Genomic DNA, 24,793 nt, shown 5'->3' on the forward strand with positions numbered 1-24,793 from the left:
ATGGGTCACTGCCCGTATATCCTGCTGGGGAGCTGTTCTCGAAGCTGCTCTCAAGATGGAAGCTGGGCAAGCGCGCCCTTCGCACAGTCTGCGCTGTGCGCTGTTTTCCGCCTCAGTCATGCCAGTGGCGTTGCAGATTCCAGACCAACCACCATCCTGGCCTGATGGTACTAATTTTCTTGTGTAAGATCAGCTCTGCCTTTTATACTTCTGAAGACGTGTGCGAGGTACACAAGTAAGCAGAAAGAGAAAAGAGGCAAGATGAGCAATCTGACGCTCTCAACTCTTGGCCCCTATCGGCTGCTCTCGCTGCTGGGTGTCGGCGGCATGGCCGAAATCTATCGCGCCCACGACCCCCGCCTGGATCGAGAGGTGGCGATGAAAGTGCTGCCGTTTGATCTGGCAAAGCAGCCTGGCTTTTTAGAACGATTTCGCCGTGAGGCTCGTGTGGTCGCCAGGCTAGATCACCCCAATATTATGCCGATCTATGATTTTGGCGAAGAGGGCGGCGTGATGTATGTGGTGATGCCGTTGATCGAGGGCGGCACGTTGCGCGACCGTATTGTTGAGCGTGGCGCTTGCTCGCTGCGTGAGGCGGCGGCGATTCTGTATCAGGTGGCCCAGGCGCTGCACGAGGCGCATCAACACGCGCTGGTGCATCGAGACGTGAAACCCGCCAATATTCTGCTGGCGCCGGGCGGACGCGCGGTGCTGGCTGATTTTGGCATTGCTTTTGCGCTGGCCGATCAGCGCGAAAAGGGCCTGACACAAGTGGGCATGGGCATTGGCACTGCGGAATATATGTCGCCAGAGCAGGCGCGCGGCGAGCAGGTCGATCACCGCGCCGATGTCTATGCCCTGGGAATCGTCTTGTTTCAGGCGCTCACCGGGCGCGTACCCTTTACGGCTACCGATCATTTTTCGACGGCGCTCAAGCAGATCCATGAGCCGCCACCCGCGCCGCGCAGCCTGAACCCCGACATTCCGCCTGCGGTTGAGGCGGTCATTCTGAAGGCGCTGGCGAAAGAGCCAGATCGGCGCTTTCAGAGCGCAGCCGCCTTTGGCGCGGCGCTGGCCGAAGCGATACCAGGAGCGCATCTCGCTGGCGCACCGCCGGGCAGGCGCGCGGCTGCGCAGGTGCGCAGAGCGCCCTGGAGCGCCTGGGGAGATACGGTAAACGGCGAATCCATGACCATACCCTGGCTGCCCAGGAATGGCGCGGCGCGGGGCGCGTTTCGGCCTGCGGGCGTAGCCGCTTCTGGCTATCAAGCAAGTGGGTCTGGGAGCGGGAGCAGGAGCAAGGGCTGGGTGGTTCTCTTTACGCTGGCGCTGGCGCTGCTGGTGGTTGGTGGCGCATTTGCCACGGTTGGGGGGCTGCGCGCCCTTCATAATAGGGCGTCCGTTAATAGGGCGTCTTCTCCACCGACACTTGCCAGGCAGCAGCCAACCACTGCGCCCGCCACCAGCCCAACGGCGACGGCAACGGAAGCTCCCAACCCGGCTGCCGTGTATTATATGGCGCAGTTCTTTCAACTGATACAAGCCGACCTGTTCCAGGGCGATCAATTGGGCGACCAGATGAGCGTCTCCAATGATGAGTATCAGGCGTTGGAAGGCTCGAAGGGAACACTCTACCAGAGCGGCGACGCCGATCAATTTGGCCGCGCCTTTGGCACCGGGACCATGATAAGCGATCAGGTGGGCACGACGCGCTTTGTGGCACTGGTTGATCGCTTTTATACCCCCGCCCAGGCCCGGCAGTATTATCAGCACGAGGCTGGTATGCTCTCCCAGTCGGTCTCGCTGTCGGTCGGGGAACAGGCATTGGCCGGGCTGGCGCGGATAAAAGAGGATCGGGCGTCGTATCGCCTGATCGTGCAGGACCGCAATGTGGTCGTGACCTTTGCTACCCCGCGCACGGCCACGCCACAGGCGTTTCAGGAGTACTTTGCGAAGTTGGGGCAGATCATCGATCAGCGCGGCCATCGCTGCCAGTTCACAGCCAACCTCGCGCCTGTGCCTGGCTCTCCGGCTCTTTGTACCCAACCATAACAGGCGCTGCCTCCGCAGCGTTCGTCATTCCGGTGACGCTCGCCCTTCCAGCGCGAGGTCAGGAGTGAGTCTGGCTGCCCCCTCGATGAGGACGAGCAGAGCCTGATTGGTGAACTCTTCTGCTGATGTCGTCTTGTTCCCGGCGCTGGCATGTGCTTGAGTCAGGCCAAGGGCATCTCACCTGTGCAAGAACCTCTTATGCTGCGGCTTGAAACGCTTGAGCCGCAGCGTTTGTGTCTGGCGGATACTGCTGGCGCAGCCCAGCGTGTTCGTTTAACAGCCGTTGTGTTGCCAATTTCATAGCGCCAACGGGGGGCTTATCTGGTATAATGGAAGCCAGCAGCTATGGTGTAGTTTCGTGGGAGACTTGCTCCATGCGCATGCCATCGCCCGTTCGCCTGCTCTGCGGGTGAGGTTAGGAGGCTTCTCGTGGCTGGTTTGGAGGGGACTAACATTGGCCCCTATGAGATTCAAGGTTTGCTCGGCGCTGGCGGCATGGGCCAGGTCTATCGTGCCCGCGACCCGCGCTTGGAGCGCGAAGTAGCAGTTAAAGTGCTGACGGCTGCGCTGGCCCAAGAGTCGGGGTATCTGGATCGCTTTCGCCGCGAGGCGCGCGCGGTGGCGAAATTGAATCATCCGAATGTGGTCCAGGTCTATGATTTTGGCGAGCAGGGCGATCTGACCTATCTGGTGATGCCGCTGATCTCTGGCGGCACGCTGCGCGATTATCTTGCCCACCGCCACATTCTGCCACTTGCTGAGGCGGCCTCTATTATTGAGCAGGTGGCGAGTGCTCTTCAGTATGCCCACGAGCGCGGCCTGGTGCATCGTGATGTGAAGCCGGCCAATATTTTGATGAGCGGCGAGGGCCGGGTGCTGCTCTCCGATTTCGGGATTGTGCGGCTGGTGCAGAAGGACGATAGCTCTGCGACGCTGACACGCATGGGGGCATTTGTCGGCAGCCCGGAGTATGCCGCGCCGGAGATGATTCTGGGCCAGGGGGCCGATCATCGGGCCGATGTCTACGCGCTGGGTGTGGTACTCTTTCAGATGCTCACGGGGAAGCTGCCCTTTTCCGGCGCGACGCCGGTCTCGCTGATGATGATGCAGGCGCAGCAGCCGCCTCCACCTCCGCGCAGTCTCAACCAGGATATTCCGCCAGCGGTGGAAGCGGTGGTGCTGAAGACGCTGGCGAAGAAGCCCGAAGAACGCTATCAAACAGCAGCGGAGTTTCTGGCAGCCCTGCGCGCCGCTACCGCTGCATCTACGGCTGGGACGAGATATGGGCAAACATCCGCCGCGGGAACCATCGGTGATCTGCCAACCCTATCGTCCACTGGTATGCCGCCAGCGCCGGGAAGCGGCCCGGCGATCTACTCGCCTGCGGGGCCGGGTTCTGGACCGCCGCCCATGTGGGGTGGGCCTGGCGGCGGCCCATCTGTGATGTCGCCTATGTCGCCGACGCCGCAGGCGGGCTGGGCTGCGCCAGGCAGCGGCCCGGCTGGTTGGGCGACGCCAGGGAGCGGCCCTGCCGCTGCGCCGCCATTGCCGCCAACCTATGCGACAGGAGTATCGGCGCTGCCTTATCAGCCGCCGATCAGTCCTCCTCCTTCACCAGCGCCACGGCGCCGCTGGCTCCTGTCGGTGCTGCTGCTGGCGCTGGCGGTGGCGCTGGTGGCTGGCGGTGGCGCTACGCTGGCGCTGGCGGGCTTCTTCAATGGCAAGGCAACGCCCACTCCGATTGTGCAGAGGTCGCCGGGCACAACGCCTACCGCTGCGCCATCGCCAACGCCCACAAAGCCCGCCGGAACCATCACCGAAGTTAAGACACTAGCCGCTAGAAGTACCCCTGTCGACATTACGCTGGGGCCGGATAACAACCTCTGGTTCACGGAGCGGAATGGCAACCAGATTGGGCGCATTACTCCGCAAGGCAGCCTCAGGGAATATGGTGTGCCCACCGCTGAGAGTTCTCCGCAGGGAATTACGGTTGGGCCAGATAACAACCTCTGGTTTACAGAGTATGCTGGCAATCAGATCGGGCGCATTACTCCGCAAGGCGGCATCACCGAGTACCCTGTGCCAACCGCTAACAGCCAGCCCTGGGGGATTACGCTGGGGCCGGATAACAACCTCTGGTTCACGGAGCGGGATGGCAACCGGATCGGTCGCATTACCCCGCAAGGTGACATCACCGAGTACCCTGTGCCAACCGCTAACGGCGACCCGCTTGAGATTATTACCGGGCCAGATGGCGCTCTCTGGTTTACGGGGTATCATAGCAGTCAGATAGGGCGCATCACTCCGCAAGGTGACATCACCGAGTACCCTGTGCCGACCGCTAACAGCAAGCCCTGGGGGATTACGGCTGGGCCGGATAACAACCTCTGGTTTGTCGAGGATGATGGCAATCGGGTTGGGCGCATCAGCACGCAAGGGGTCTTCAAGGAGTATCGTTTGCCAACCGCTAACAGTCACCCTGTTGATATTACGCTGGGGCCGGATAACAACCTCTGGTTTACGGAGCAGATTGGCAACCGGATAGGGCGCATCAGCACGCAAGGGGTCTTCAAGGAGTATCGTTTGCCAACCGCTAATGACGCTCCCTGGGGGATTACCGTGGGGCCAGATAACAATCTCTGGTTTGTAGATGCCACGAGTAGTAAGATCGGGCGCATTACCAGCGGGAAGTGACCAGCAAGCCCGATTTTCGTCTTTCATGAGAGTGAACGGGCTTTGACTCGTAATCCGTTTGTATGAGGAAGCTTGCCTCCTGCGTCATTGCTCGCTGGTTGGAATACATACCACCTGTAGCGCCACCTGCCAGGCGGACCAGCGTTGAGTTGTCTGGCAGGTGGCGCTATAAAGAACCGCCAGGGTTCAAGCGGATTTGGCATCATACCCGTGAGGCGCTGCACTGGCATACATCTTGTTGTTTGGCGTATGCTCAAGGTGGAACCATTCTGCTCTGCACCCTACTAACCAGTCTCTTTGCTGAAGAAGCTGGCGGCGTAGCCTATTGCAGGGCAGCAACATCTTGAATAAAGCAGGTGGCAGCATGGCTGGCGCAAGTGATCTGATTGGGCAGCGAGTTGGCCCTTATTTTATTCAGGGGCTGCTGGGAACCGGGGGCATGGGCGCCGTCTATCGCGCCCAGGACTTGCGATTGGCGCGCGCGGTTGCCATCAAGGTGATTGATGCCAGCAAGGGCAACGGATTGCACTTCGCGGCGCGTTTTCAGCGCGAAGCGCGCCTGCTGGCCCATCTCGATCACCCCAATATTTTGCCGTTGTGGGATGTCGGCCAGGCGGGCCAGATGCTCTATCTGGTGACGCCTGTGGTGGAGGGCGGCTCGCTGCGCGATCTGCGCCTGCGGCTGGGGGGCAGCGTACCACCGCAGCAGGCGCTGGGGCTGGCGATTCAGGTCGCCGACGCCTTGCAGCACGCCCACGAGCGCGGCATCATTCATCGTGATGTGAAGCCGGGCAACTTGCTGCTGCACCCCGATGGCCGGGTGATGCTGGCCGATTTTGGCATTGCCCGCCTGGTAGGGGATCGCCCGGAGGTGAGCGCCAACGATCTGGCGATTGGCACGCCGCATTATATTTCGCCAGAGCAGGCGCTGGGCGATCAGGTTGATGGTCGCGCCGACGTTTACAGCCTGGGCGCGGTGTTGTATGAACTGCTCAGCGGACGCCCACCCTATACCGGCGAATCAACGACGCGCGTGCTGGTGCAGATGCTGGATGGCCCGCCGCCGCCGCTGCTTCAGATCAATCCGGCGCTTTCTCCGGCGGTGCAGACGGTGGTGATGCACGCGCTCACCAGTCAACCCGGCGAGCGTTACGCAACCGCTGGCGCTTTTGCCGCCGATCTGCGCAAGCTGCTGACGCTGGGCGTGATCTTTATCGGTCAGCCATCGTCTGGCCCTGGAGCGCGAGTTACCAGGAGGTTGCCGTCTGCTGGAATCGCTGTTGCCCCCCAACAGATTCCGGGCAACCCCAAGGGCACGGTTCCAGACGAGCGCCCTTCGCGCCAGCGTCCCCTGGAAGCGGCTATGTCTGCTGCCCCGGCGAATACAACAAGCCGCCCGATCTGGAAACCCGTGATTACAGAGCAACCTCCGCCGCGTTCATCCTACCTGGCGGTGATCTTGACGATTCTGGTGATCCTCTTTTTAGGCGCCGTCATCATTACAGCCCTCATTATTAATCATTAAGCGCCGCCAGATGCCACCTGCGCCTTGACACTTGCCGATCTCGTCTGTATAGTGGGCGCGTTTAGCAGCATACTTTCTGCACAAATGCGGCTCTGTAAAGAGTAGTTCTATAAAAACCTGAGAGAGAATGATGGCCCACTCTTTGTAGTTGTGCTGGGAGAATCGGCAGTTCACGGCTGTTAATGTGATAGGGCGCCATCAGCGCCAGATAGCTCTTATGGAAGAAAGAGATCGTTATGAAAATACGCAAAGCAGTAATCCCAGCGGCTGGCCTGGGGACGCGGCTCTTGCCAGCGACCAAAGCAACCCCCAAGGAGATGCTTCCGCTGGCGGATAAGCCCTCCATCCAATATATCATCGAGGAGGCGGTGGCTTCTGGTATCGAGCATGTCATCGTGATTACCAGCCGCACCAAGCGTATCATCGAAGACCATTTTGATTCGTCGCCCGAACTGGAGCGCATGCTGGAGCAAAAAGGCGACTATAAAACGCTTGAGATGCTCAGGCAGATTGAGGATATGGCCCAGGTGACGTTTACCCGCCAGCCAACGCCACGCGGCCTGGGACACGCGATCTTGCAGGCCAAAGATCTGGTGGGCCATGAGCCGTTTGGTGTGATGCTCCCCGATGATCTCATTGATACCAACGGCCAGACACCTTGCTTGCGCCAATTGATGGATGTGTATGAGCGGCACGAGGGGTCGGTGCTGGCGGTGATGCACGTGCCGCGTGAACACGTCTCGCGCTATGGCGTGATTGCCGGGGAGCAGATTGCTGAGCGCGCCTGGCGCGTGACTAATACAGTGGAAAAGCCGCCTGTGGAGCGCGCGCCCTCCGACCTGGCGATTGTGGGGCGCTATGTGCTGACGCCGGAAATCTTTGATCTGCTGGAGCGAACAGAGCCGGGGCGCGGCGGAGAGGTGCAGGTCACTGATGCGATTGACGCTCTGCTGGGCATTCAGCCGGTCTTCGCCTATGAGTTTTCAGGGACACGTTACGATATGGGCGATAAGCTGGGCTGGCTGACGACCTCGATTGCCTACGCGCTTAAACGACCAGACCTGGCGCCAGGGATGAAAGCGTTCCTGCGCGATCTGAAGCTGGATTAGATTCTTATGGAGGAGGGTATCTCAGGCCAACGAAGCTGGCCTGAGATACCCTCCACTATGAAGAGATTAACCCCGGACGACCTGCGTCACCGCTTCCAGATTGGCTTTCGGCGTGGCAGGCGGGATCGAGCAGCCGGGAGCCAGCAATAAGCGCAGGCCGCCTGTGAGTTCCAGGGCTGCGTTCGCCTCGTCGGCCACCTGCTGTGGGGAGCCGTTCAGGAGGGTCGTTTTTTCGCTGATGCCGCCCATCACGGCCTTGCTGGCGCGTGTTTTGCCTTCAGCCAGGTTGGGGTTGCCTGGCAAGGTGGCTGCCCAACTGATGGCATGGATGGGGTAGTCGGCCAGCAGATCGAACATGATACGCTGGCCGCAGTTGTGCAAGACGTTGAACGGCGCGTGCTTGAAGGCGTCGATCACGCGCAGGTCATATTCGACGCCGAAGGCGCGGTACTGGTCCTCGGTGAGCTTATCCGTGCTGGCCCAGCCGGTGGTGGCGTAGAAGATGCCGCTGGTTCCGGCTTCGAGCGTGGCCTGGGCGTAGGCGATGAAGGTTTCGGTGATGACCTCCAGCGCCTGACGGAGCGCGCCAGGGTTGTCCTCAATTGAGGTTTGCACTGGCTCAAACGTGTTGCCGACCAGGTATTTGGCGATGGAGAGTGGGCTAAAGATAGTGTGGATGAAATACGCCTGCCCCTTCAGGTTGTCGCCGATGATGCGCAGTGCTTGAAGCTGCTCGCCCAGCGCGCCCCTGGTCGGCTCCAGCGGGCGCAGCCGTCGCCAGTCGCCCTGCTCTCGTACAGGGATGTCGGTAAATATCGGCCCCCGATTGGCGTCGCCGGATGGCTTGAGCTTCGCGCCCCAGTCTTCCACATGATAGGAGGCGCGCGGGTTGAACTTCATGTAGTCCCAATCGTAGCTCTGGTAGTTTTCCAGCATGGCTGCGGCGACCCCTTCGGGGGACCATTCCCGCAGGTAGTCGTGGCCCCACATGCTGACCGGGACGCGATCAACCGGCTGGCCTCGCACAGCGGCGTTCACACGCTCGATTTTGTTCATTGTGTTTTCCTTCTCTCGCTTTGGTTCTTCGCTACATCCCCCTTGAAACCAGCCCCTTGTAAAGCATATCATCATAGGCGAGGTTTCCGCTGTGAATAGGAAGAAGGAGCGCGGAGCAGAAGTTTTGCTGCAAAGGTGGTTGCATGGCTACAAAGAGGCAGGCGACGGCGCTGCGTGTCGCCAAATGGGTATCCCTGGCCGGTAGCCCCTTCTTGCTGGCGGCATTGCTCTTGCTGATTGTCTCCTGGCACGCGACGCATCGCGTCTGGCCCGCGCTGGGCTGGGCCGCGCTGACGGCGACTTTTGTCACCGTAGGGCCGCTGGTCATACTCTCGCTCGCCGTCTGCGCGGGGCGGGTGCGCAACCTCGATCTGGACCTGCGCCACGAGCGCCCCTGGCCGATGGTGATCGCCCTGGGGATCACCATCGTGGGGCTGACAGTCTTGTGGATACTCGGCGCGCCGCGCCTGCTGCTGATCCTGCTTGTCTCGACTCTGGCTGGCGGAGCCATCGCCCTGCTGATTACGCTGCGCTGGAAGATCAGCATTCACGCGGGCGGCGCGGCTGGGGCGGCGACGGTGATGGCGCTGCTCTATGGCGCGCAGGCGCTGCCGCTGCTGATTGGCGTGGCGCTGATAGGCTGGTCGCGGGTGGCGCTGGGCAAGCATACCTGGCCGCAGGTGGTGGCCGGAGCCGCTGTTTCAGCCGTCATTACGGTGCTGGTCTTTGGTATTGGATTAGCCTGAGCGAGTAGGGAACGGTACGCTTGCCTGTGCTGTGTCCCCTGTGCACATCTGAGTTCTGGCTTTCATAGTGAGAAAGCTGCTCGTTTTGTTTCTTGGTACGCTGTTTGCTCATACTACGGGAAGCGTGGGATGCTATGTCAGAGATACTCCGCAGCAAACACATTGTCGTGGGGGTGTGCGGAGGGATTGCCGCGTTCAAGGCGGTGGCGCTGGTAAGCCAGCTACAGAAAGCGGGCGCGCTGGTGGATGTGGTCATGACCGAGCGGGCCAGCGAGTTTGTCAGCGCGCTTTCGTTGAGTTCGCTCAGCCATCGGCCTGTCTACGCTGATTTGTGGGAGCCAACGGGCCAGGCAGCGGCGCGGCATATCGAACTGGGCCGCGAGGCCGATCTGCTGGTGATCGTTCCGGCAACGGCAAACACGATTGCGAAGCTGGCGCATGGCCTGGCGGATACGATGCTGGGGGCGGTGGCCCTGGTATCCACAGCGCCGCTGTTGCTTGCGCCCGCGATGGAGCAGGCGATGTATCGGCATCCGGCGACGCAGGCAAATCTAGCCCTGCTGCGCGAGCGCGGCGCGATCATCGTCGAGCCGGAAGTGGGCGTGCTGGCGTCGGGTGAGGTCGGCGCGGGACGCCTGCCCGAGCCGGAAACGCTGGCGCAGGCGATTCGCCAGGCGCTGGGCCGCAGCGGGCCACTGGCGCATCGGCGGGTGGTCGTGACCGCTGGCGGCACGCAGGAGCCAATTGATCCGGTGCGCTTTATTGGCAATCGGTCATCGGGCCTGATGGGCTACGCGCTGGCGGAGGCGGCGCGTGATCGCGGAGCCGATGTCACCTTGATTTCGGGGCCGGTCAGCCTGGCCGCACCCTATGGCGTCGAGGTGACGCGCGTGCGGACGGCGCTGGAGATGCGCGGCGCGGTGCTGGCCGCGCTCGGCCTGGAAGAACCTGGCGCTGAACATGCAGGCCAGCGCAGCGAGTCGGGCGCGGCTGCGCGCGCCCGCGAAGTGGCTGCCGACGCGCTGGTGATGGCGGCGGCAGTGGCCGATTATCGGGTGGAGCATCCGGCAGCGGAGAAGATGAAGAAGGAGCCGGGCGGCGGCGGGATCGCGCTGACACTCGTACGCAATCCTGATATTTTAGCGGATGTGGACGCGGCGCTCAAGTTGGCGGGGCAGGAGGCTGAGCGCCCAATCAGGCGGTTAGTGCGCGTAGGCTTCGCGGCGGAAACGACGAACCTGGAAGTCTATGCCCGCGCCAAACTGGCATCCAAGGGACTTGATCTGCTGGTAGCGAACGATGTCAGCCGGACAGACAGCGGCTTTGGCACAGCCACCAACAAGGTCTGGCTGCTCCACCGCAGCGGGCAGATGGAGGATCTGGCGGTTTTGCCCAAAGCGGCGGTGGCTGGAGTCATCTGGGATCGCGTGCAGGCGCTGTTAGACTAAGCGCGCTCCCGCCAGAAGAAGGGTTAGATGGTCGGCTGGTCTAGTACTTCTGGACTATGGGCCATTGCTCCGAAGCGATTGATGACGTACAATATGCTCAGTTAGCGATGGAAAGATGCAATGAAGTGATCAAGGTCGGTGTGCTGGTACAGGTGGCGTGGAGGGGTGGTATGATTTCCCTCACACACTATGACATGGTAAAGAGCAGATATGCAGGAGGGGTTGAACATGGATCGCGCAAGCGCAGGTTTTGAGAGCATTGCTGAGATGCTGTTGCAGCAAAAGAAGCTGATGGACGCGCTGGAGGCTGAGAATCGGGAGCTGCGGCGTCAACTAGCAGAACTCCGTCGTGGCATTGGTATCGCTGTGGTCATTGAAGGCAAGACCATTCAGCTTGCCGGCGGCGTATCAGACCCGGCTTTTCAGAATGGCCTGGCAGCCCTGGGCCAGTCTCCCGCAGCCAACCAGATTAGCCAGCTCAACAACCAGATTAGCCAGTTAAACCTGGGAGCAGTTTCTGGAAGCTTCTCCGGTATGACGCCGCCACCCTCGCCAGCTACCAGTTCGCCTCTGTTCGCGCCAGAGAAGCCAGCCCCCAACGGAAGCGGGACAAATAATGGGCGCAATCCGCTGGCCGATAGCTTTGTGCTATAAGCTGGCAGCGGAAGCCCCCTTCCTCTCAGGCGAGCGGTATGATATGATGAATACAGGCACAAGAGTGCAGCCGACCACCAATGGTCGGCTATCTGTTTAGGGGTCTGGCCTGGCTTTCAGGCGAATAAGGGAGGCGCGTCGTGATTTGTCCGAATTGTCGAAATCAGATGGCTGATAATGCGCGATTTTGTGGAATCTGTGGCAATCCTAACCCGTCGCCTGGAGGAGCGCAGCCGTCGGGAGGCTACGCAGCGCCGCCGCCGGGGGGAGGCTATGGAGCGCCTCCAGGGCCGGTAGGCGCAGGCCAGTATCAAGCGGCGTATGGCGGCGGTCTGGCCGTCAGCGAGCCGCAGCCCGAATTGCATAACCCCAAAGACCCGATTGTCATTGGGGATATGCGCATCAAAATCGAGGGCGAAGTGGTGCCAGCGGTGAGCGTCGAACTGGGTCAGCAGCAGACGGTCTATTTCGAGCATCATATCTTGCTGTGGAAGCATCCGGGCGTCAACATTGGCTTCATGAGCCTGAAGGGCGCGGCCAAACGCTTCTTTGCCGGATTGCAAATCTTTATCAGCACTGCGCAGGGTCCGGGCAACATCGCTTTCTCGCGCGAGGCGCCGGGGCAGGTGGTCGCTCTGCGTTTGCAGCCAGGGCAGATTATTGACGTGCGCGAACACCAATTTTTGTGCGCTTCCAGCAATGTCGGCTATGGCTTTACCTTTGTGCGCGGCGCGGCGAATGTCCTTTTCAGCCGGACGGGGCTGTTCGTGGATCAATTTACCGGCCAGCAGGGCGAGGGCGTCGTGGTGGTGCATGCCTATGGCAATCACTTTGAGAAGCAGCTTGCGCCAGGCGAGACGCTGGACGTGGAGCCTGGCGCGTGGCTGTGGAAGGATGCCTCGGTGCAGATGACCACGACTTCGATTGCCAGTTCGACACGCGGCGGCCTCTTTGGGGCGCTGGGCAATCTGGTGGCAGGCGCTTCGATTACCTTGAACCGCTTTACCGGGCCGGGGCGCATCGGTATTCAATCAATGACCTATCATCCGCCAACCGCCGAGGGCGCGACGCAAGTGGGCGGCCAGGGCAATTTCAACTTCTAGCCCGGCATCCTTTGGTAGTGAGCGGCGACCCTGCTCCGCAGTTGGGAGCAGGGTCGCCTTTTCGTTGCACAGCGCCTGTTTCCACAGGCGCTAATGGCGAGGGCCGCTTGCCTCATGCTCGGCTTGCCCCAATGGCGTCTGCCAGGGTTCCGGCTTCTCCGGGGCGCGGCTTGGTGGCGACAGCGGCCCGGTGAAACGGCGGGGCAGCGCGTCGGCTGTTCGCAGCGCGCCGCTGGCTGGGCGCATGGGCGCAGGAGCCACCGGAGACCCACTATCAGGGGTTGGGGGAGGGACATTGATGGGGCGGAGCTGCGCGCCAGGGGCCGCCATATCAACGAGCGACGCGCCTGGCTGTTCGGGGCGTGCCGGGCGCGTTCCCCTGGTGATCTGCTCCATGTTTTCAGCCACGCGCCGCAATTCGTTCTCGATGGTCTCCATTTGGGAGCCGATATGCCCCAGCCGGGCGCGAAGTAACTCTAATCCGACGCCCTGCTGGCGGACGCGCAGTTCCATTTCTCTCAGGAAAGGCCGTTCAGTGGAGCGGTTCTCGTTACGGCTCCCTTCCCCTTCGAGCATTGTGTGCAGATGAACTGCGCTCTGCTCAGCGCGCGCTTGCAGTTCGTGGAGCGCGCTATCGGTATTGCTCAGCGTCTGGTGTACCATTGAGAGGTCGGAACTAATGCCCATCACCGCAGTGAATCCCCCGGCAGTATATTGAAGGGATTGCTGCAATAAGATGAGTTGCCGACCTGTGCGTGCCAGGGCCAGCGTCAGCCCATCCAATGAGGTTCCGCTGGGGCCGTTCAACGATTGCAGCGCGGCAGGATCGCCATTGCTCAAGCGGCCAAGCGCCAGTGTCAGTTCACTGATGCGTTCTTCCATGCGGGCGCGCACCGCCGCAGTACGCGCTAGCCGCTCCATCTGTTCCAACAGGGTGTTGAGGAGATGGGCAGCCAGGGCCAGCGAGCCGTTGGGCACCGGGGCGCGTATCTCGGTATCACCCGCCATAAAGCGTACATAGGTATTGCTCAGGCTCTCCATTTCCTCCTGTATCTGCTCTTGTTGTTCGGTCACGTCCCTGCGTGTCAGGAGTAATTCATCCTTCTGGCGGTTCGTTGTGGCAATGAAGCGATCAAGATTGAGGCTAAAGAGCCGGGCGACATAGGCGATCAGCCCCAGCGCCAGCACCGTTGACACAATGGTAAACGTAATCTGTGCCTCAAGTGGCAGCGTAATGGCAGGCATGATCTGATCTTGATATTGTCCCAGGCTAATCGCCAGGATCGTCGCGCCAGCGATTCCGGCCAGAGCGATGGCATGGCGGCTGCCCAGCAGCAGGGCCGCGCTCACGACCACGTAGGCGTAGAAGAGGACAATCGCCCCGCTTACGCTGAACAGGAGCAGCCAGAGGCCCACGATCACAAAGTCGGCGTATGGCAACAGGTAAAACGCCAGCGGCGATTGGCTGACGCGCTGGCGGTTGGCGGCCAGCAGGGTAATCAAACCACAGACGCCGAGCATTCCTCCGCTGGCGGCCAGGCCAAAGAAAGCAGGTTCATGAAACACGGCTTCCAGAATCATGCCGATTGGGGCCAGCGCCACTCCCAGCGAGAGATGGCCGATTGACATAGAACGCAGGATAGAGGTAATATGCGCCTCCTGAAGCCCGACTGGCTGCCCCGCTTCTTCGGGGGCGGCGCCGGTGGAGATGAATGCTGGTGTGTGTGAGTTCTGGAATGGAGAACTTGCTGATATAGCTGGCGTATAGTCAGGTTTCTGTATGGTTGATTGTCCAGCAGTACGCTCGGTTGCTGTATAAGGGGAGATAATGCGCTCTTCTTGCGGACGCATGTTTGTTCGCCTCTCTTTCTCCCAGCAACACTTCCCTTTTGCTGTTATGCCTGGAGGGGAGATGTGTCTGTCAAAGCCGCTTGCTCTGAGCTGTGGAGTAGCAATTCTTGTGCCGCGAACATGTCCCACGCGCCCACAATCCGCGCGGCCTTCTCTTTGCTCCCCGTTCATCTGCCCCCAGGCCGTTTGGGCGCCAGAAAACACTTTACTGCTCCCGCTTCGTCTTGTTTTATGGATGACATCCACCCGGCGCTGGGAAGCATTCAGAAAAGGAGCAAGGATGGAGAGGCGGTGCAGCGCGTGCAAATCCAACGGTCGAGTGTGCAGACGATGAGCAATCCGAGCGATTGCGTTGATTTTGCGGCCCTGGCGCCGCTGCACATAGCGACGATGCTGCGGGTCGCGGCGGCGCTCGTGGGAGTGGCCGATGCCGAAGACGCCGCACAGGAAGCACTGATGCGCGCCTGGCAAGGACGGTCCAGTCTGCGCGATGCAGCGGCCTTTCGTCCCTGGCTCTTGCGAATTACGGTCAATGTCTGTCGGGACTGGCAGCGCGGGCGCTTTGGTACCAGCCGCCGCCTGCTGGAGCCGCTCGATACTTCTGAAACTGTCGGCCTGGCCGCCGCTCTTGGCAGCGACCCCGGCGCAAGTGATCACACGGCGGCGCTCGATTTGCGCGCGGCCATTACCCGCCTGGACCCCGATTACCGGGTCGTGGTGGCCCTGCGCTACTACGTGGGCATGGACGCTACCGAGGCGGGGGCGGCGCTGGGCGTTCCTGCTGCCACTATTCGCACCCGTTTGCGCCGGGCGCTGGCCTTGCTGCGCGAGCATCTTAGCGCGTCAGGAGACCTACCCTCCTTCCAAGATAGGAAGGGAGCATCTTCATGACTGACGAACAGGAGCGGCCTGACAAGATGGAGCCGCTGGGGCCAGCCTATGAGGCGCTGCAACGGCGTCTGCTGGACGACGGCGCGCGCTGGCGCGCGGGGCTGCCATCAACCGAACGTCTTGAACAACGGCTGCATGCGTTGAAGAACCAGGAGCGCGCCGCCCATTTTCGCGCCGCTGGCGTGAAGCGGAGCGGCGGATTACGGGTGATACATCGGATTAAGGGAGGATATAACGTGTTTCATGGACGTGTAAAAGCGGCGCTGGGGGGAATCGCCCTTGCTGCGGTGGTTGGGCTGTTTGCCGTGTTATTCTACGGCTTTGCCGGCCATAGGGCCGGAACGGCTGCTAACCCTGGCGGCGCTCGCACTGCCAGCCCTACCTGGATAGTAACGAGCTTTCCAACATCCCCTCAATATAACAGCTACGCGCCGATGGTTGCGCCCAGCAACCCCAGCGTGGTCTATAAACTTGCGCCAGCGGACGGTGCAGCGGATCAAACGGTGCTGGCGCGCAGCACCGATGGCGGCGCTACCTGGCGCACGTTCGCGCTGCCATCGGTAAACGGGGGCAATGCTGTGCCTGTGGTGGTCTTCGTCAGCCCGCTGAACCCGCAGGATGTCTTTCTGACGGTGCGCGTCGAGCTTCCCTTCACGACGCCTGGGTTCCAGCCATGCCCGCAGTCTGTAACAGTCGGCGGGCTGAGCAGCTACGCGGCTTTGTCTGGCGGCCCTTCGCTCTGCGCTGTGGAGTTTGTGAGCAAGGACGGCGGGGAGCATTGGAGCCAGGCGCATCTGCCAGCGTCGGCTGCTCCTGCCGCGCTGGGGGATAGCTCTGGTTATATTTTCTTAGACTCTGTTCTGTTTAGCAACGGCGCGACGGTCTTCCAGGTGCAAGGGAACCGCCTCTATTCAGCGACCAATGTTGAGCCGGGCGCTTCTCCGAACGCTCCTGAGGCTCAATCTACCGGGACCATCCGTATTGTTGTCAGCACCGATGGCGGCCTTAACTGGAGTTACGCAGATAAGGCGCTGGCGTCAAGGGGGCAGAGCATTTGCGATTATACTGCGGCCCCCACTGGCTCAACCCTGTTCGCCGTTACTTCTGCTGGCTGCAACAGTGAAATCGCGTCGCCCCCGTTCCTCTGGCGCAGCGATGACGCTGGCGCGCATTGGACAGAGGTGGGAAAGCTTCCTGGTGATGTGGAGATGGGGATGATCGCCGTCAGTCGTGGCAATGGACAAATGCCCCTGCTCTATGTCAACACGGCCCAGGAGACCTGCACCGTCAGCCCGTACCTCTCCAGGCCAAAAGCAGGTGGGTGTAGTATTGATACCTCGCCCGCCAATTTGCGGGTCAGCGCCGATGGCGGCAAGACCTGGAGGGCTGCGCCCACAAAGGGCTTCCCGACGACGCAGCCAGGCGACAGGCTCCAGAATCCCGGCGCGCCGCTGGGGGCGCTGGGCGATGGGTCTGTCCTCTTCCTTGCTCGCTCTGCGCAGGGTTTCGACAGCTTTTATACCTGGAAATCTGGTGATGCTTCCTGGCATCAGGTGGGGCCGGGCTTCAACAACGTCAGCAGCGCCTTTGTGGTCCCTGGCACGCGGAATACTGTTTGTGTGGTGACGGGGTATCAATCTGACTACACGGTTCACACGTTTACCATCTAGCCCTCTGCGCGCGCAGCGCGGGCAAGGGTAATGCCATATCCGCTTACAGAGCAGCGTTTTACTGGCTGCGCCGCCTTCCAGGCGGCTAAGAACGCCTCGCAAAACGCTGACGGCGCAGCAGTGTTCACTTGTAGCGCCGCCTTCCAGGCGGCGCTACAAGGAGGCGCCTGGCCCACTGAGGTTGTATGAGGCGCTCTAAGCGTCAGGCCGCCTGGAAGGCGGCGCTGTGTGTGGCGTCCGCGAGCATTCAACGGGATATGGTATCATAATCAATCATACATGCTGCCATGAGAGTCTACTACCGACATACTCACCATAGGGAATAGAAAGCAAAGAGGTTATTGATGGGGTATGTTGCTCAAAAACTCGCGCGTGGCTTCTGCCTGATTGGCCTGTTTCTTCTGCCCCTGGTTATTGGCGCTTGCGCTCCGTACCAGTCAGGGAACGCGACGGCAGCGAACGCCACAGGTACGGCTTCAGCAAACAAAGCAGATTGTAAACAATGGAGCAAGGTTGCCAATCCGGTCCTGCCGGGCAAGCAGAACCAATTCAATGCCGTGGCGGCTGTCTCGGCACAGAATATCTGGGTGGTGGGCAGCGGCGCGAGTACCCATCAAGATCAGGCGCTCATTGAGCATTGGAACGGTACGCGCTGGAGTGTCGTTGTCAACCCGGAGGTGGGATCGGTCGCGCTGAATGGGATTGCTGCGCTTTCAGCGAAGGACATCTGGGCCGTGGGCAGCGCCTCAGCCCAGCCGTTCATCGAGCATTGGAACGGCTCGGCCTGGCAGGTAGTCCAGAGCGCCTCAGTTCCTGGGACGCAAAGTACCCTGAGCGCAGTGGCTGCGCTCTCTGCTGCGAATGCCTGGGCCGTGGGACATTTCTTTGCCTCCCAGGATAGCCCTTCTCACGCGCTGATCGAACATTGGGATGGGAAAAGCTGGAGCATTGTCCAGAATCCAGATTTAGGGGCGCTATCCAGTGATCTGGAGAGTATCGCTGCTAGCTCTGCCAGCGACATCTGGGCGGTGGGAAGCTCTGCTCCTGATAAGGGCTTCTCCTCGAACTTGATCGAACATTGGGATGGGAAAAGCTGGAAGGTGGTCCAGAGTCCGAACCCAGGCGATTTCAGCGATTCGCTGAGCGCGGTGGCAGCGGTTTCTGCCAGTGATGCCTGGGCGGTAGGGGAATATGCCGCCAGAAATACTCCTGGAGCGGTGCTGCTGGCCGAGCATTGGGATGGGAAGACGTGGAGCGTCGCGTCTATCGGCGGTCCTGAAGCCAAACTAAGCTGGCTGGAAGGGCTGGCGGTTCTTTCTTCCGACGATGTGTGGGCGGTGGGAGACTATAAGGACTACAATACCCGGCTGACTCAGGCGTTTGCCGAACATTGGGATGGAAGCCAATGGAACCTGGATTTTCATCCACCAACCTACCGTGACCCTGACAACGGGGATGATCATATTGTGAATGCTGTGGCTGCTGCTGACGCGCGCAGTATCTGGGCGGTGGGAACGCTCGTTAACCCCAATAATGGCAGCCAGCCACCCATAGGCGATTCCAATAGCAAAGCCGTTGCGCAGCCGCTGACCCTGTTTCGCTGTCCCTGACGCGCTTGTCAACTCTGGCTCTTGTTGTCTTTATGTTTCGGTCAGCGGCGGCGCGCTCTTTACGCCAATGGCGGTGAACTCCATGCTGGCGAGCAGATAGTCGCGCTGGCGCGGCAGTTCCTCCATCTGGCGCAGCGCGTCGTCGAAGTCTTCTGGCGAGATCAGGTTGTGCTGGAGGAAGAAGCTACGGCTCGGCTGCATAAGCTGCGCCAGATTATTTGCCATACCGCCAGCCGCGCTCGCCGCCTGGGTGTCGTCTGCCGTCTGGCAGGTGGCAGAGGCCAGCAGGTGGACGGGCAAAAAGCCCGCCTGGCGAAAGAGCGCAAAGAGCTTGCGCCCGATCAACACGTCGGGCCAGCCATAGCGCCGGGCTGCTGCGGCAAGCTCCAGCAGCCGTGCCTCGCCGTCGTTGGGCGGATAGACCGCGCGCGCCCCCCAGTCTGGCTCAAAAGCAATGGCATAGCCGCCGAGAGCGACGACGCGGTGCATCTCGCCGACCACCGCCAGCGGGGTGTCCTGGTGCATCAGCACATAGCGGCAGATGGCAAGGTCGAAGGAGCGCGTAGGATAGGGGAGCGAGGCGGCGTCCTGGCGCTCGAAGCGGATGCGCCCTTGCGGGCAGCGTTTTCGCGCTGCTGCCAGCAGGCGCTCGTCCAGATCAATCGCCGTGATCTGCGCGTCCGGCAGCGCCTCTGCCAGATGGCAGGTGAGGACGCCTGTGCCGCAGCCTGGCTCCAGCACGCGCGGCCTGGGCGGCAGGGCGCAGCGCGCCAGCGCCCGGCGCAGCGCGTCGTCCACGCCTGGCTGCTGCGCCTCCAGGCGGGCGATCTCTTCTGGATTCTGGCTGCCAAGATAGGAATGTATCATCGCGGTGAGTTACCCCTTGCCCACCCTCGCCAGTCAGTCTTGCCCAACACGCGGTAGTGCAATGTGCAGGGTGCGATGTGCAGGAGTCACAATGCCAGGCATCACATTGACAGGGTATGCTCCTGCTCGCCTCGCCCCGGAGGCTTACCTAGTGCAACTTCGGCAGTTGCCGCCTGTGTTCGCTGCAATTCTAATCTGGCTACCAACTCACGCTTCTGCTATTCCGGGAGGTCCGTTGCCCAATTGGCGGCTTGAATCACCGTATCAATTTCCCGCCGTTGCTTGGCGAGCGCGTCAATCTCATCCCGCAGTTGGGCGACATTGATGGTTGGGATGCGGCGAATTTCCGCCCGACCATAGCGATCAACACGTTCGGAAGCGGCGTCAGCGACGGACCGGAGGATATTTTGATGCAGGGTGATGGCATCGCGGAACGCCAGTGCTTCGGTTAATGTCATGCCCGACTCAAGACGAGTAGTGACATTTGCTTGATTGATTTGGAAGATCAGCGTTTGCAATTGCTTGACCAGTGCTGTCACTTCGGCGCGAAGCTTTGCCGGGTCTTCATGGGGTTTTTCGCCTTCCTGGACCCAGGCGCTGCGCTTCAGGCGATCCTGAAGTTCTGCCAACCGTTTTTGGATGTCTCCTCGCAGAATGAGCGCTTCTGACAATTTCATGCCAGCCCGTCCTCCTTATCGCATGCCCTCAGTAGCGATCTTGCCCAGCAGTTGCCGGGCGATCACCACGCGCTGAATCTGATTAGTTCCCTCGAAGATTTGCGTGACTTTGGCGTCGCGCATATAGCGTTCTACCGGCCAGTCGTGAACATAGCCCGCGCCGCCCAATATCTGCACAGCGTCGGTTGCCACCTGCATGGCGGCGTCGGTGGCAAAGCATTTTGCCAGCGCGGCGTAATAGGTTAGCGCGGGATCGCCCGCGTCGGCTCTGGCCCCCGCCTGATAGACCATCAGCCGTGACGCCTCGACTTTCATCGCCATATCGGCGAGCATGAACTGGACCCCTTGAAACGAGCCAATTGCCCGGCCAAACTGCTGACGCTCCTGGGCGTAGCGCGAGGCGACTTCCAGCGCCGCGCCTGCCAGGCCGGTAGCCGATGCGCCGATGTTAATGCGCCCGCCATCGAGCGACGAGAGGGCGATCTTGAAGCCCTGGCCCTCCTGGCCCAGCCGATTGGCGACGGATACGCGGCAGTTCTCAAAAAGTAATTCGCCGGTGGGCGAGGCGTGCATCCCCATCTTATGTTCCAGCTTGCCAATGCTGAAGCCGGGCGTGTCTTTCTCCACGATGAGGCAGGTGATGCCGCGCGCGCCTGCCGATGGATCGGTCTTGACCATCACGGCGTAGACATCGGCCACGCCCGCGCTTGTGACCCACATTTTAGCGCCGTTGAGGATGTAGCTGTCGCCCTCGCGCCGGGCGCTGGCGGTGAGCGCGGCGGCGTCGGAGCCAGCGCCCGCCTCGCTGAGCGAGAAAGCCCCCAGCAGCCTGCCCGCCGCCATCGGCGCGACCCACCGCTGATGCTGCTCCGCATCGCCGTAGCGATAGATCAGGCTTGTGACCATGTTGTGGACAGAGAGCCAGACCGCCGTTGTCAGGTCGGCGCTCGCCAGTTGCTCGAAGACCACAGCAGCCATCAGGCGGCCCAGGTTCGCGCCGCCGACATCCTCCGGCACGAGCATGCCAGCCAGACCCAGATCGGCCATCTTCGGGAAGAGCGCGGCGGGAAAATGGGCGCTTTCGGCCCACTCCTCGGCATGGGGGGCCAGTTCATGCTGCGCGAACCGTCGCGCCAGATCTTGAATCTCGCGCTGCTCGTCATTGAGCGTGAACATCGTTGTTGTCCCTTCTGAAAGCCAGGTTGATGCAACTAATCTCTCAGGGAGTATATCTGGCCCCTGGGCAGCGCGTCAATCTGAGTGAGCAAGGGATTGGCACAAAGCGGGTTTTGCAGCGCGGCAAGAAGGCAGCGCGTCGGCTAGACGGGCGGAAACTCCTGCTGAAAGGCGCGCAACCTGGCTTCTACATCAATTACAGGCCGGTGCAGCGAGGAGGGCGCGATGATGTTGAGCGAGAGGATTTTGCTGCGAATCTGGCGCAGCGCCTCTTCGTAGCGCGCCGCGTAGTCTTCGCGCTTCCGTCTGTAGGCCGCCTGCGCCCTGGCCCTGGAGAACGCAGGCCGATTCAGCAGCCAGTCGCGCTCACGGCGCAGCGCGGCCAGCAATTGCTCGGCTCGCGCCAGGTCGGCATCTACCTCTCGGCCCAGGTCAAGCTCCTGTGGCAAGAGGTTGTTTTGCTTGAGCAGATGAAAGGCCAGCGCGCGCTCACCGGCATAGGGGTTCTCATCCAGGTCGAGGGGTTTGCCTGCGCCGGGAAGATTATCGAAATCGCCACGCTCCTGGGCGGCGCGGATGTGTTCTTCGATCACGTCTGCCCAGCGTTGGCCGGGCAGCTTCCGTTTCTGCGGCGGGTTTTCATCGGGGGTATGGTTATCCCTGGCGTCGGGAGGTGTACTATTACTGCTCATGGGTACGAGCCTTTCTGGGGCGCTGCTCTCCCCATTGTGACAGGATGGTCATGATGTGATCCTCACAACACGTAATAGCAAAAAAAGCGCGCTTTACTCAAGGGCAGGCAGTGAGGACGCCAACACATGAACAGGATCATTGTCTTTCGGCCAGGCGCGTTGGGCGATACGCTGCTGGCGTTTCCGGCGCTGGCGGCATTGCGCCGCGCGTTTCCAGGGGCCAGGCTGCATGCAATTGGCTCCGCGCCCGCGCTGGCATTGGCGCGTGACGCCGGGCTGGCCGATGAGGTTGGAGCGTTTGATGATCTCTGCTGGGCGGAACTCTTTGCAGAGGACGGTATTCGCTCGGCAGAGGCGCGCCAGATACTCGATGGGGCGCAACTGGCGGTGCTGTGGCTGCGCAACAGCGTTGGCCTGGCGGCGCGCAACCTGCGGGCATTGGGCATTTCTTCGCTGGTGAGCGCGCCGGGCCGCCCGCCGGAAGGAGCGCGCGTCCACGCGGCTGAGTATCTGCTGGAAACGCTTATGCCCATCATCGGCGCTGCGGCGCAGGCCCGTTCTGACGAGCCGCCGCTCACGCTGGCGCAAGAAGCGCGAGCCTGGGCAGAGGGGGAATGGGCGCGGCGCGGTCTGGCGGGCGCGCCCACGCTGGTGATACATCCTGGGAGCGGCGGGCGCGACAAATGCTGGCCGTCGGACCGTTTCGCGGCGCTGGCCGGGCGTTTTATCGCGGCTGGCTGGCGGGCGCTGGTCATCGAAGGGCCAGCCGATGCGGCGCCTGCGTCGGCGGCCCTGGCGGCGCTCCCCGCTGGCCGGGCGCAGCGCGTGGGCGGGTTGGCGCTGCCCCAGCTTGCGGCCTTGCTGGCCCGCGCTGCGCTCTATGTGGGCAACGATTCCGGCGTCAGCCATCTGAGCGCGCTGCTGGGCGCGCCCACGCTGGCCCTCTTTGGCCCCACCGATCCGGCCATCTGGTCGCCGCGAGGGCCGCGTGCGCGTGTAGTCTGGGCGGGCGCTGCTGCGTCTGCTGGCGTGACCCTGCCTCCAATGAGTGCGCTCACTGTGGATAGAGTCTATGACGCTGCGCAGACCCTGCTGCGCTCATGCCACTGAGCGGCCCGATCTGGCTTGTTTGTCCCGACAACATTTGCGCCCGGTTGGCGCGGTCAAGATGCCGACCCAGCCGCGTGATGCTGATGGCAAACAGGAAGAACGCCGGGATCACGACCAGCCGATGCAGCACCGCCAGAGTCCCAGGAGCATAGGTGGTGTTGAGGTAAAACCAGATCTGCACCGGATGACCCATGCCGAAAATGAAGAGGCCAAGCATTGCCAGCCATAATGAATGCCCAATGGCACCGCCCAGGCGCGCCCGCAGCACGAGGATCAGGCAGATCACTAACAGGAGAACGAGGCTGATGCCCAGCCAGATGAATGCCCAGGTTTCGGCAATAAGGTCGAAGCCATAGACGATGAAACTGAGCGCGCCGATGCCCAGCGCCAGGCCAACGGCCATCGGCCAGAGCCGCAGCGACATCCCGCCGTACCTGGGCGCGTTCATCCCTGGGAGATCGTCTGTCAGGCCGGCCAGGCCCATGACAAAGAGAAACATGGCAATAACGACGATGCCCTGATGCAAGAAGGTGGCAGGTTCGAGACTGAGAATCTTTGTTGCTTGCAGCAGTGAATCGAGCAGGTGAGAAAGCGCGAAGGCGAGCGCGCCCATCGAGATGAGGCGAAAGGCGCGCAGGAGTTTTCCTCCCAGCGTGAGTGAAATGGTGGACCAGAGCGTCCAGATAGCAACCAGCAGACCCGCCAGATCGAGTGCTCCGGCGATCTGGAAGGAGAGAAAAGGGTTGCCCAGAATGGAATCAAGCGGTTCCAGGGGCGCCGGGGATATATCCAATAATACTTCCATCACTATCCTACCTATCAGTATCTTCAAGCATATCTTGTATTAGGAAACGCACGTAAGGTAATACGTTTCAGGTTGCGCCAGGAAGGCCAATGGCTCCAGCCGAGCACCGTCAGCCAGTGATCTACGAAGCCGCTAGCCTGGAAACATACCAGGACCAAAGTACCGCTTTAGCGCGCACAATTTGCTGTAGCTCTGCTGGCGCTGTTAGAATACATCTGGCTCGCCAGCCTGCAACCATGAGGGAAAAAGACGAGGAAAGGAACCCATGTTGAGACCCTTGATAGATCGCCTTCAGGCGTTGTGGGTGCAGAATGCACGCAACCGCATCGTGATTATGGTCAGCACAGCAGTGCTTGCTGTGCTGCTGCTGTGTGGGTGTCTCAATATGCTGGGGGCGCTCGGTAGCGGCTTAGTGGACTCGCTGTTCGCCTCCGGGCCGCCAGTGCGCCCGACGCTTCCGGCTGGCACGCAGGTGGCGAATATCAACCCGACTTTCCCGCTGCCGAAGCCGACCGTCTATGGGTACCCGAATCCAGGAGGGCAACAAGTCCCGTCGTCCAACACTCCGGCTCCCACGCCTACGCCCAGCCCAACGCCGACAGAAGGACCCAATCCCGGTGGTGACAGAATCCATTTTCAACTCAGCCCCGAACCCTCTGGCAAGGCATTCAAAGCTGGAGTGACCAATCAGATTATGTTGCAAGGGCAGCCGGGAACGGTAGTCGCAGTCTCCGTCTTCTTTGCTAATAGTACATGCGTGCCATTTGTCGCACCTGGCGATCCGGTCACGCTTGACGGCAATGGTCAAGGGAGCATCAGTTGTGATATTCCAGCCAATCTGCAAGGCTCCAGGGTTCCTCTGACTATCCAGCCCGTAGGAGGCTTCCAGCAGCAATATGACATCCCCGTCAATTGACCTCTAGAGTCTGTTATGCATTTTTTCTGATAGACTGGGGGCATGGCAAGAAAACCGTACCCCAGTGATGTCAGCGATGACGAGTGGGCCTTCGTGGCCCCTTATTTGACCTTGATGACGGAAGACGCGCCGCAGCGGGAG

The 24,793-nt window shown here is 61.2% G+C and carries 21 protein-coding genes; 14 read left to right on the top strand and 7 right to left on the bottom strand.

What is annotated here, in order from left to right; translation table 11 throughout:
* Positions 1-261 precede the first annotated feature (261 nt).
* The 4 genes from VH599_06890 (at position 262) to galU (ending at position 7,380) form a co-directional block, all read left to right on the top strand.
* Positions 262-2,052 (top strand): protein kinase, encoded by a 1,791-nt coding sequence (locus VH599_06890; protein HEY7348031.1) that lies wholly within the window; start codon positions 262-264, stop codon positions 2,050-2,052.
* Between the two features lie 429 nt (positions 2,053-2,481).
* Positions 2,482-4,746, top strand: a complete 2,265-nt coding sequence (locus tag VH599_06895) for a protein kinase (GenBank protein HEY7348032.1) — start codon at positions 2,482-2,484, stop codon at positions 4,744-4,746.
* A 364-nt stretch (positions 4,747-5,110) separates the two neighbouring features.
* Entirely contained in the window at positions 5,111-6,271 is a 1,161-nt protein-coding gene (locus VH599_06900; GenBank protein ID HEY7348033.1) for a serine/threonine-protein kinase, read from the top strand.
* A 236-nt stretch (positions 6,272-6,507) separates the two neighbouring features.
* Positions 6,508-7,380 carry a UTP--glucose-1-phosphate uridylyltransferase GalU gene (galU, locus tag VH599_06905; protein HEY7348034.1) on the top strand — a complete coding sequence of 291 codons (873 nt, stop codon included), beginning with the start codon at positions 6,508-6,510 and terminating at the stop codon, positions 7,378-7,380.
* 66 nt (positions 7,381-7,446) lie between these two features.
* On the opposite strand, the gene VH599_06910 is transcribed toward galU, so the two are convergent.
* Positions 7,447-8,436 carry a uroporphyrinogen decarboxylase family protein gene (locus tag VH599_06910; GenBank protein ID HEY7348035.1) on the bottom strand — a complete coding sequence of 330 codons (990 nt, stop codon included), beginning with the start codon at positions 8,434-8,436 and terminating at the stop codon, positions 7,447-7,449.
* A gap of 143 nt (positions 8,437-8,579) precedes the next feature.
* On the opposite strand from VH599_06910, the gene VH599_06915 reads away from it, so the two are divergent.
* From VH599_06915 to VH599_06930, 4 genes are all read left to right on the top strand, one after another.
* Positions 8,580-9,182, top strand: coding sequence for a phosphatase PAP2 family protein (locus VH599_06915; protein HEY7348036.1), 603 nt, complete (start codon positions 8,580-8,582; stop codon positions 9,180-9,182).
* 134 nt (positions 9,183-9,316) lie between these two features.
* On the top strand, positions 9,317-10,630 hold the full coding sequence (coaBC, locus tag VH599_06920; GenBank protein ID HEY7348037.1) for a bifunctional phosphopantothenoylcysteine decarboxylase/phosphopantothenate--cysteine ligase CoaBC: 1,314 nt from the start codon (positions 9,317-9,319) through the stop codon (positions 10,628-10,630).
* 228 nt (positions 10,631-10,858) lie between these two features.
* Positions 10,859-11,284, top strand: a complete 426-nt coding sequence (locus tag VH599_06925) for a hypothetical protein (GenBank protein HEY7348038.1) — start codon at positions 10,859-10,861, stop codon at positions 11,282-11,284.
* Between the two features lie 140 nt (positions 11,285-11,424).
* Positions 11,425-12,387 carry an AIM24 family protein gene (locus VH599_06930; GenBank protein ID HEY7348039.1) on the top strand — a complete coding sequence of 321 codons (963 nt, stop codon included), beginning with the start codon at positions 11,425-11,427 and terminating at the stop codon, positions 12,385-12,387.
* A gap of 90 nt (positions 12,388-12,477) precedes the next feature.
* On the opposite strand, the gene VH599_06935 is transcribed toward VH599_06930, so the two are convergent.
* Positions 12,478-14,238: a hypothetical protein gene (locus VH599_06935; GenBank protein HEY7348040.1), complete on the bottom strand. Its 1,761-nt coding sequence runs from the start codon at positions 14,236-14,238 to the stop codon at positions 12,478-12,480.
* A 291-nt stretch (positions 14,239-14,529) separates the two neighbouring features.
* Here VH599_06935 and VH599_06940 point away from each other — a divergent pair, with 291 nt between their 5' ends.
* The 3 genes from VH599_06940 to VH599_06950 all read left to right on the top strand — a co-directional run bounded on the left by VH599_06940 (position 14,530) and on the right by VH599_06950 (position 18,409).
* A complete protein-coding gene (locus VH599_06940) occupies positions 14,530-15,129 on the top strand; it encodes an RNA polymerase sigma factor (GenBank protein HEY7348041.1) in 600 nt (199 codons plus the stop codon).
* Positions 15,126-16,799 carry a sialidase family protein gene (locus VH599_06945; protein HEY7348042.1) on the top strand — a complete coding sequence of 558 codons (1,674 nt, stop codon included), beginning with the start codon at positions 15,126-15,128 and terminating at the stop codon, positions 16,797-16,799. Before VH599_06940 ends, VH599_06945 begins: the two co-directional genes overlap by 4 nt.
* Positions 16,800-17,143: 344 nt before the next feature.
* Positions 17,144-18,409, top strand: a complete 1,266-nt coding sequence (locus VH599_06950) for a hypothetical protein (protein HEY7348043.1) — start codon at positions 17,144-17,146, stop codon at positions 18,407-18,409.
* Positions 18,410-18,439: 30 nt separating this feature from the next.
* Here the strand turns inward: VH599_06950 and VH599_06955 are convergent, their stop codons facing one another.
* The 4 genes from VH599_06955 to VH599_06970 form a co-directional block, all read right to left on the bottom strand.
* Positions 18,440-19,276 carry a methyltransferase domain-containing protein gene (locus VH599_06955; protein HEY7348044.1) on the bottom strand — a complete coding sequence of 279 codons (837 nt, stop codon included), beginning with the start codon at positions 19,274-19,276 and terminating at the stop codon, positions 18,440-18,442.
* A 218-nt stretch (positions 19,277-19,494) separates the two neighbouring features.
* Positions 19,495-19,953 carry a DIP1984 family protein gene (locus VH599_06960; protein HEY7348045.1) on the bottom strand — a complete coding sequence of 153 codons (459 nt, stop codon included), beginning with the start codon at positions 19,951-19,953 and terminating at the stop codon, positions 19,495-19,497.
* 15 nt (positions 19,954-19,968) lie between these two features.
* On the bottom strand, positions 19,969-21,129 hold the full coding sequence (locus VH599_06965) for an acyl-CoA dehydrogenase family protein (GenBank protein ID HEY7348046.1): 1,161 nt from the start codon (positions 21,127-21,129) through the stop codon (positions 19,969-19,971).
* A gap of 143 nt (positions 21,130-21,272) precedes the next feature.
* Positions 21,273-21,821, bottom strand: coding sequence for a DnaJ family domain-containing protein (locus VH599_06970; GenBank protein HEY7348047.1), 549 nt, complete (start codon positions 21,819-21,821; stop codon positions 21,273-21,275).
* A 126-nt stretch (positions 21,822-21,947) separates the two neighbouring features.
* Here VH599_06970 and VH599_06975 point away from each other — a divergent pair, with 126 nt between their 5' ends.
* Positions 21,948-22,931 (top strand): glycosyltransferase family 9 protein, encoded by a 984-nt coding sequence (locus tag VH599_06975; protein HEY7348048.1) that lies wholly within the window; start codon positions 21,948-21,950, stop codon positions 22,929-22,931.
* Here the strand turns inward: VH599_06975 and VH599_06980 are convergent.
* Entirely contained in the window at positions 22,876-23,736 is an 861-nt protein-coding gene (locus VH599_06980; protein HEY7348049.1) for a hypothetical protein, read from the bottom strand. The two genes, VH599_06975 and VH599_06980, sit on opposite strands and share 56 nt — an antisense overlap.
* A 265-nt stretch (positions 23,737-24,001) precedes the next feature.
* Here VH599_06980 and VH599_06985 point away from each other — a divergent pair, with 265 nt between their 5' ends.
* Both VH599_06985 and VH599_06990 read left to right on the top strand, forming a co-directional pair.
* The gene (locus VH599_06985; GenBank protein ID HEY7348050.1) at positions 24,002-24,652 is read left to right on the top strand and encodes a hypothetical protein; all 651 of its coding nucleotides are present in this window, start codon (positions 24,002-24,004) and stop codon (positions 24,650-24,652) included.
* 42 nt (positions 24,653-24,694) lie between these two features.
* Positions 24,695-24,793: IS5/IS1182 family transposase (locus VH599_06990; protein HEY7348051.1), on the top strand; the 99-nt coding region annotated here is incomplete at its 3' end.

The sequence above is a fragment of the Ktedonobacterales bacterium genome (assembly GCA_036557285.1).
In the GTDB taxonomy this organism is placed as follows: Bacteria; Chloroflexota; Ktedonobacteria; order Ktedonobacterales; family DATBGS01; genus DATBHW01.

Excerpts from the sequence above, each read along its gene's own strand:
- VH599_06925 (HEY7348038.1), top strand. The coding sequence starts at position 10,859 with ATGGATCGCGCAAGCGCAGGTTTTGAGAGCATTGCTGAGATGCTGTTG.
- VH599_06955 (HEY7348044.1), bottom strand. The coding sequence starts at position 19,276 with ATGATACATTCCTATCTTGGCAGCCAGAATCCAGAAGAGATCGCCCGC.
- VH599_06945 (HEY7348042.1), top strand. The coding sequence starts at position 15,126 with ATGACTGACGAACAGGAGCGGCCTGACAAGATGGAGCCGCTGGGGCCA.
- galU (HEY7348034.1), top strand. The coding sequence starts at position 6,508 with ATGAAAATACGCAAAGCAGTAATCCCAGCGGCTGGCCTGGGGACGCGG.
- VH599_06950 (HEY7348043.1), top strand. The coding sequence starts at position 17,144 with ATGGGGTATGTTGCTCAAAAACTCGCGCGTGGCTTCTGCCTGATTGGC.
- coaBC (HEY7348037.1), top strand. The coding sequence starts at position 9,317 with ATGTCAGAGATACTCCGCAGCAAACACATTGTCGTGGGGGTGTGCGGA.
- VH599_06935 (HEY7348040.1), bottom strand. The coding sequence starts at position 14,238 with ATGCGTCCGCAAGAAGAGCGCATTATCTCCCCTTATACAGCAACCGAG.
- VH599_06900 (HEY7348033.1), top strand. The coding sequence starts at position 5,111 with ATGGCTGGCGCAAGTGATCTGATTGGGCAGCGAGTTGGCCCTTATTTT.
- VH599_06965 (HEY7348046.1), bottom strand. The coding sequence starts at position 21,129 with ATGTTCACGCTCAATGACGAGCAGCGCGAGATTCAAGATCTGGCGCGA.
- VH599_06960 (HEY7348045.1), bottom strand. The coding sequence starts at position 19,953 with ATGAAATTGTCAGAAGCGCTCATTCTGCGAGGAGACATCCAAAAACGG.
- VH599_06975 (HEY7348048.1), top strand. The coding sequence starts at position 21,948 with ATGAACAGGATCATTGTCTTTCGGCCAGGCGCGTTGGGCGATACGCTG.
- VH599_06910 (HEY7348035.1), bottom strand. The coding sequence starts at position 8,436 with ATGAACAAAATCGAGCGTGTGAACGCCGCTGTGCGAGGCCAGCCGGTT.
- VH599_06915 (HEY7348036.1), top strand. The coding sequence starts at position 8,580 with ATGGCTACAAAGAGGCAGGCGACGGCGCTGCGTGTCGCCAAATGGGTA.
- VH599_06970 (HEY7348047.1), bottom strand. The coding sequence starts at position 21,821 with ATGAGCAGTAATAGTACACCTCCCGACGCCAGGGATAACCATACCCCC.
- VH599_06980 (HEY7348049.1), bottom strand. The coding sequence starts at position 23,736 with ATGGAAGTATTATTGGATATATCCCCGGCGCCCCTGGAACCGCTTGAT.
- VH599_06985 (HEY7348050.1), top strand. The coding sequence starts at position 24,002 with ATGTTGAGACCCTTGATAGATCGCCTTCAGGCGTTGTGGGTGCAGAAT.
- VH599_06890 (HEY7348031.1), top strand. The coding sequence starts at position 262 with ATGAGCAATCTGACGCTCTCAACTCTTGGCCCCTATCGGCTGCTCTCG.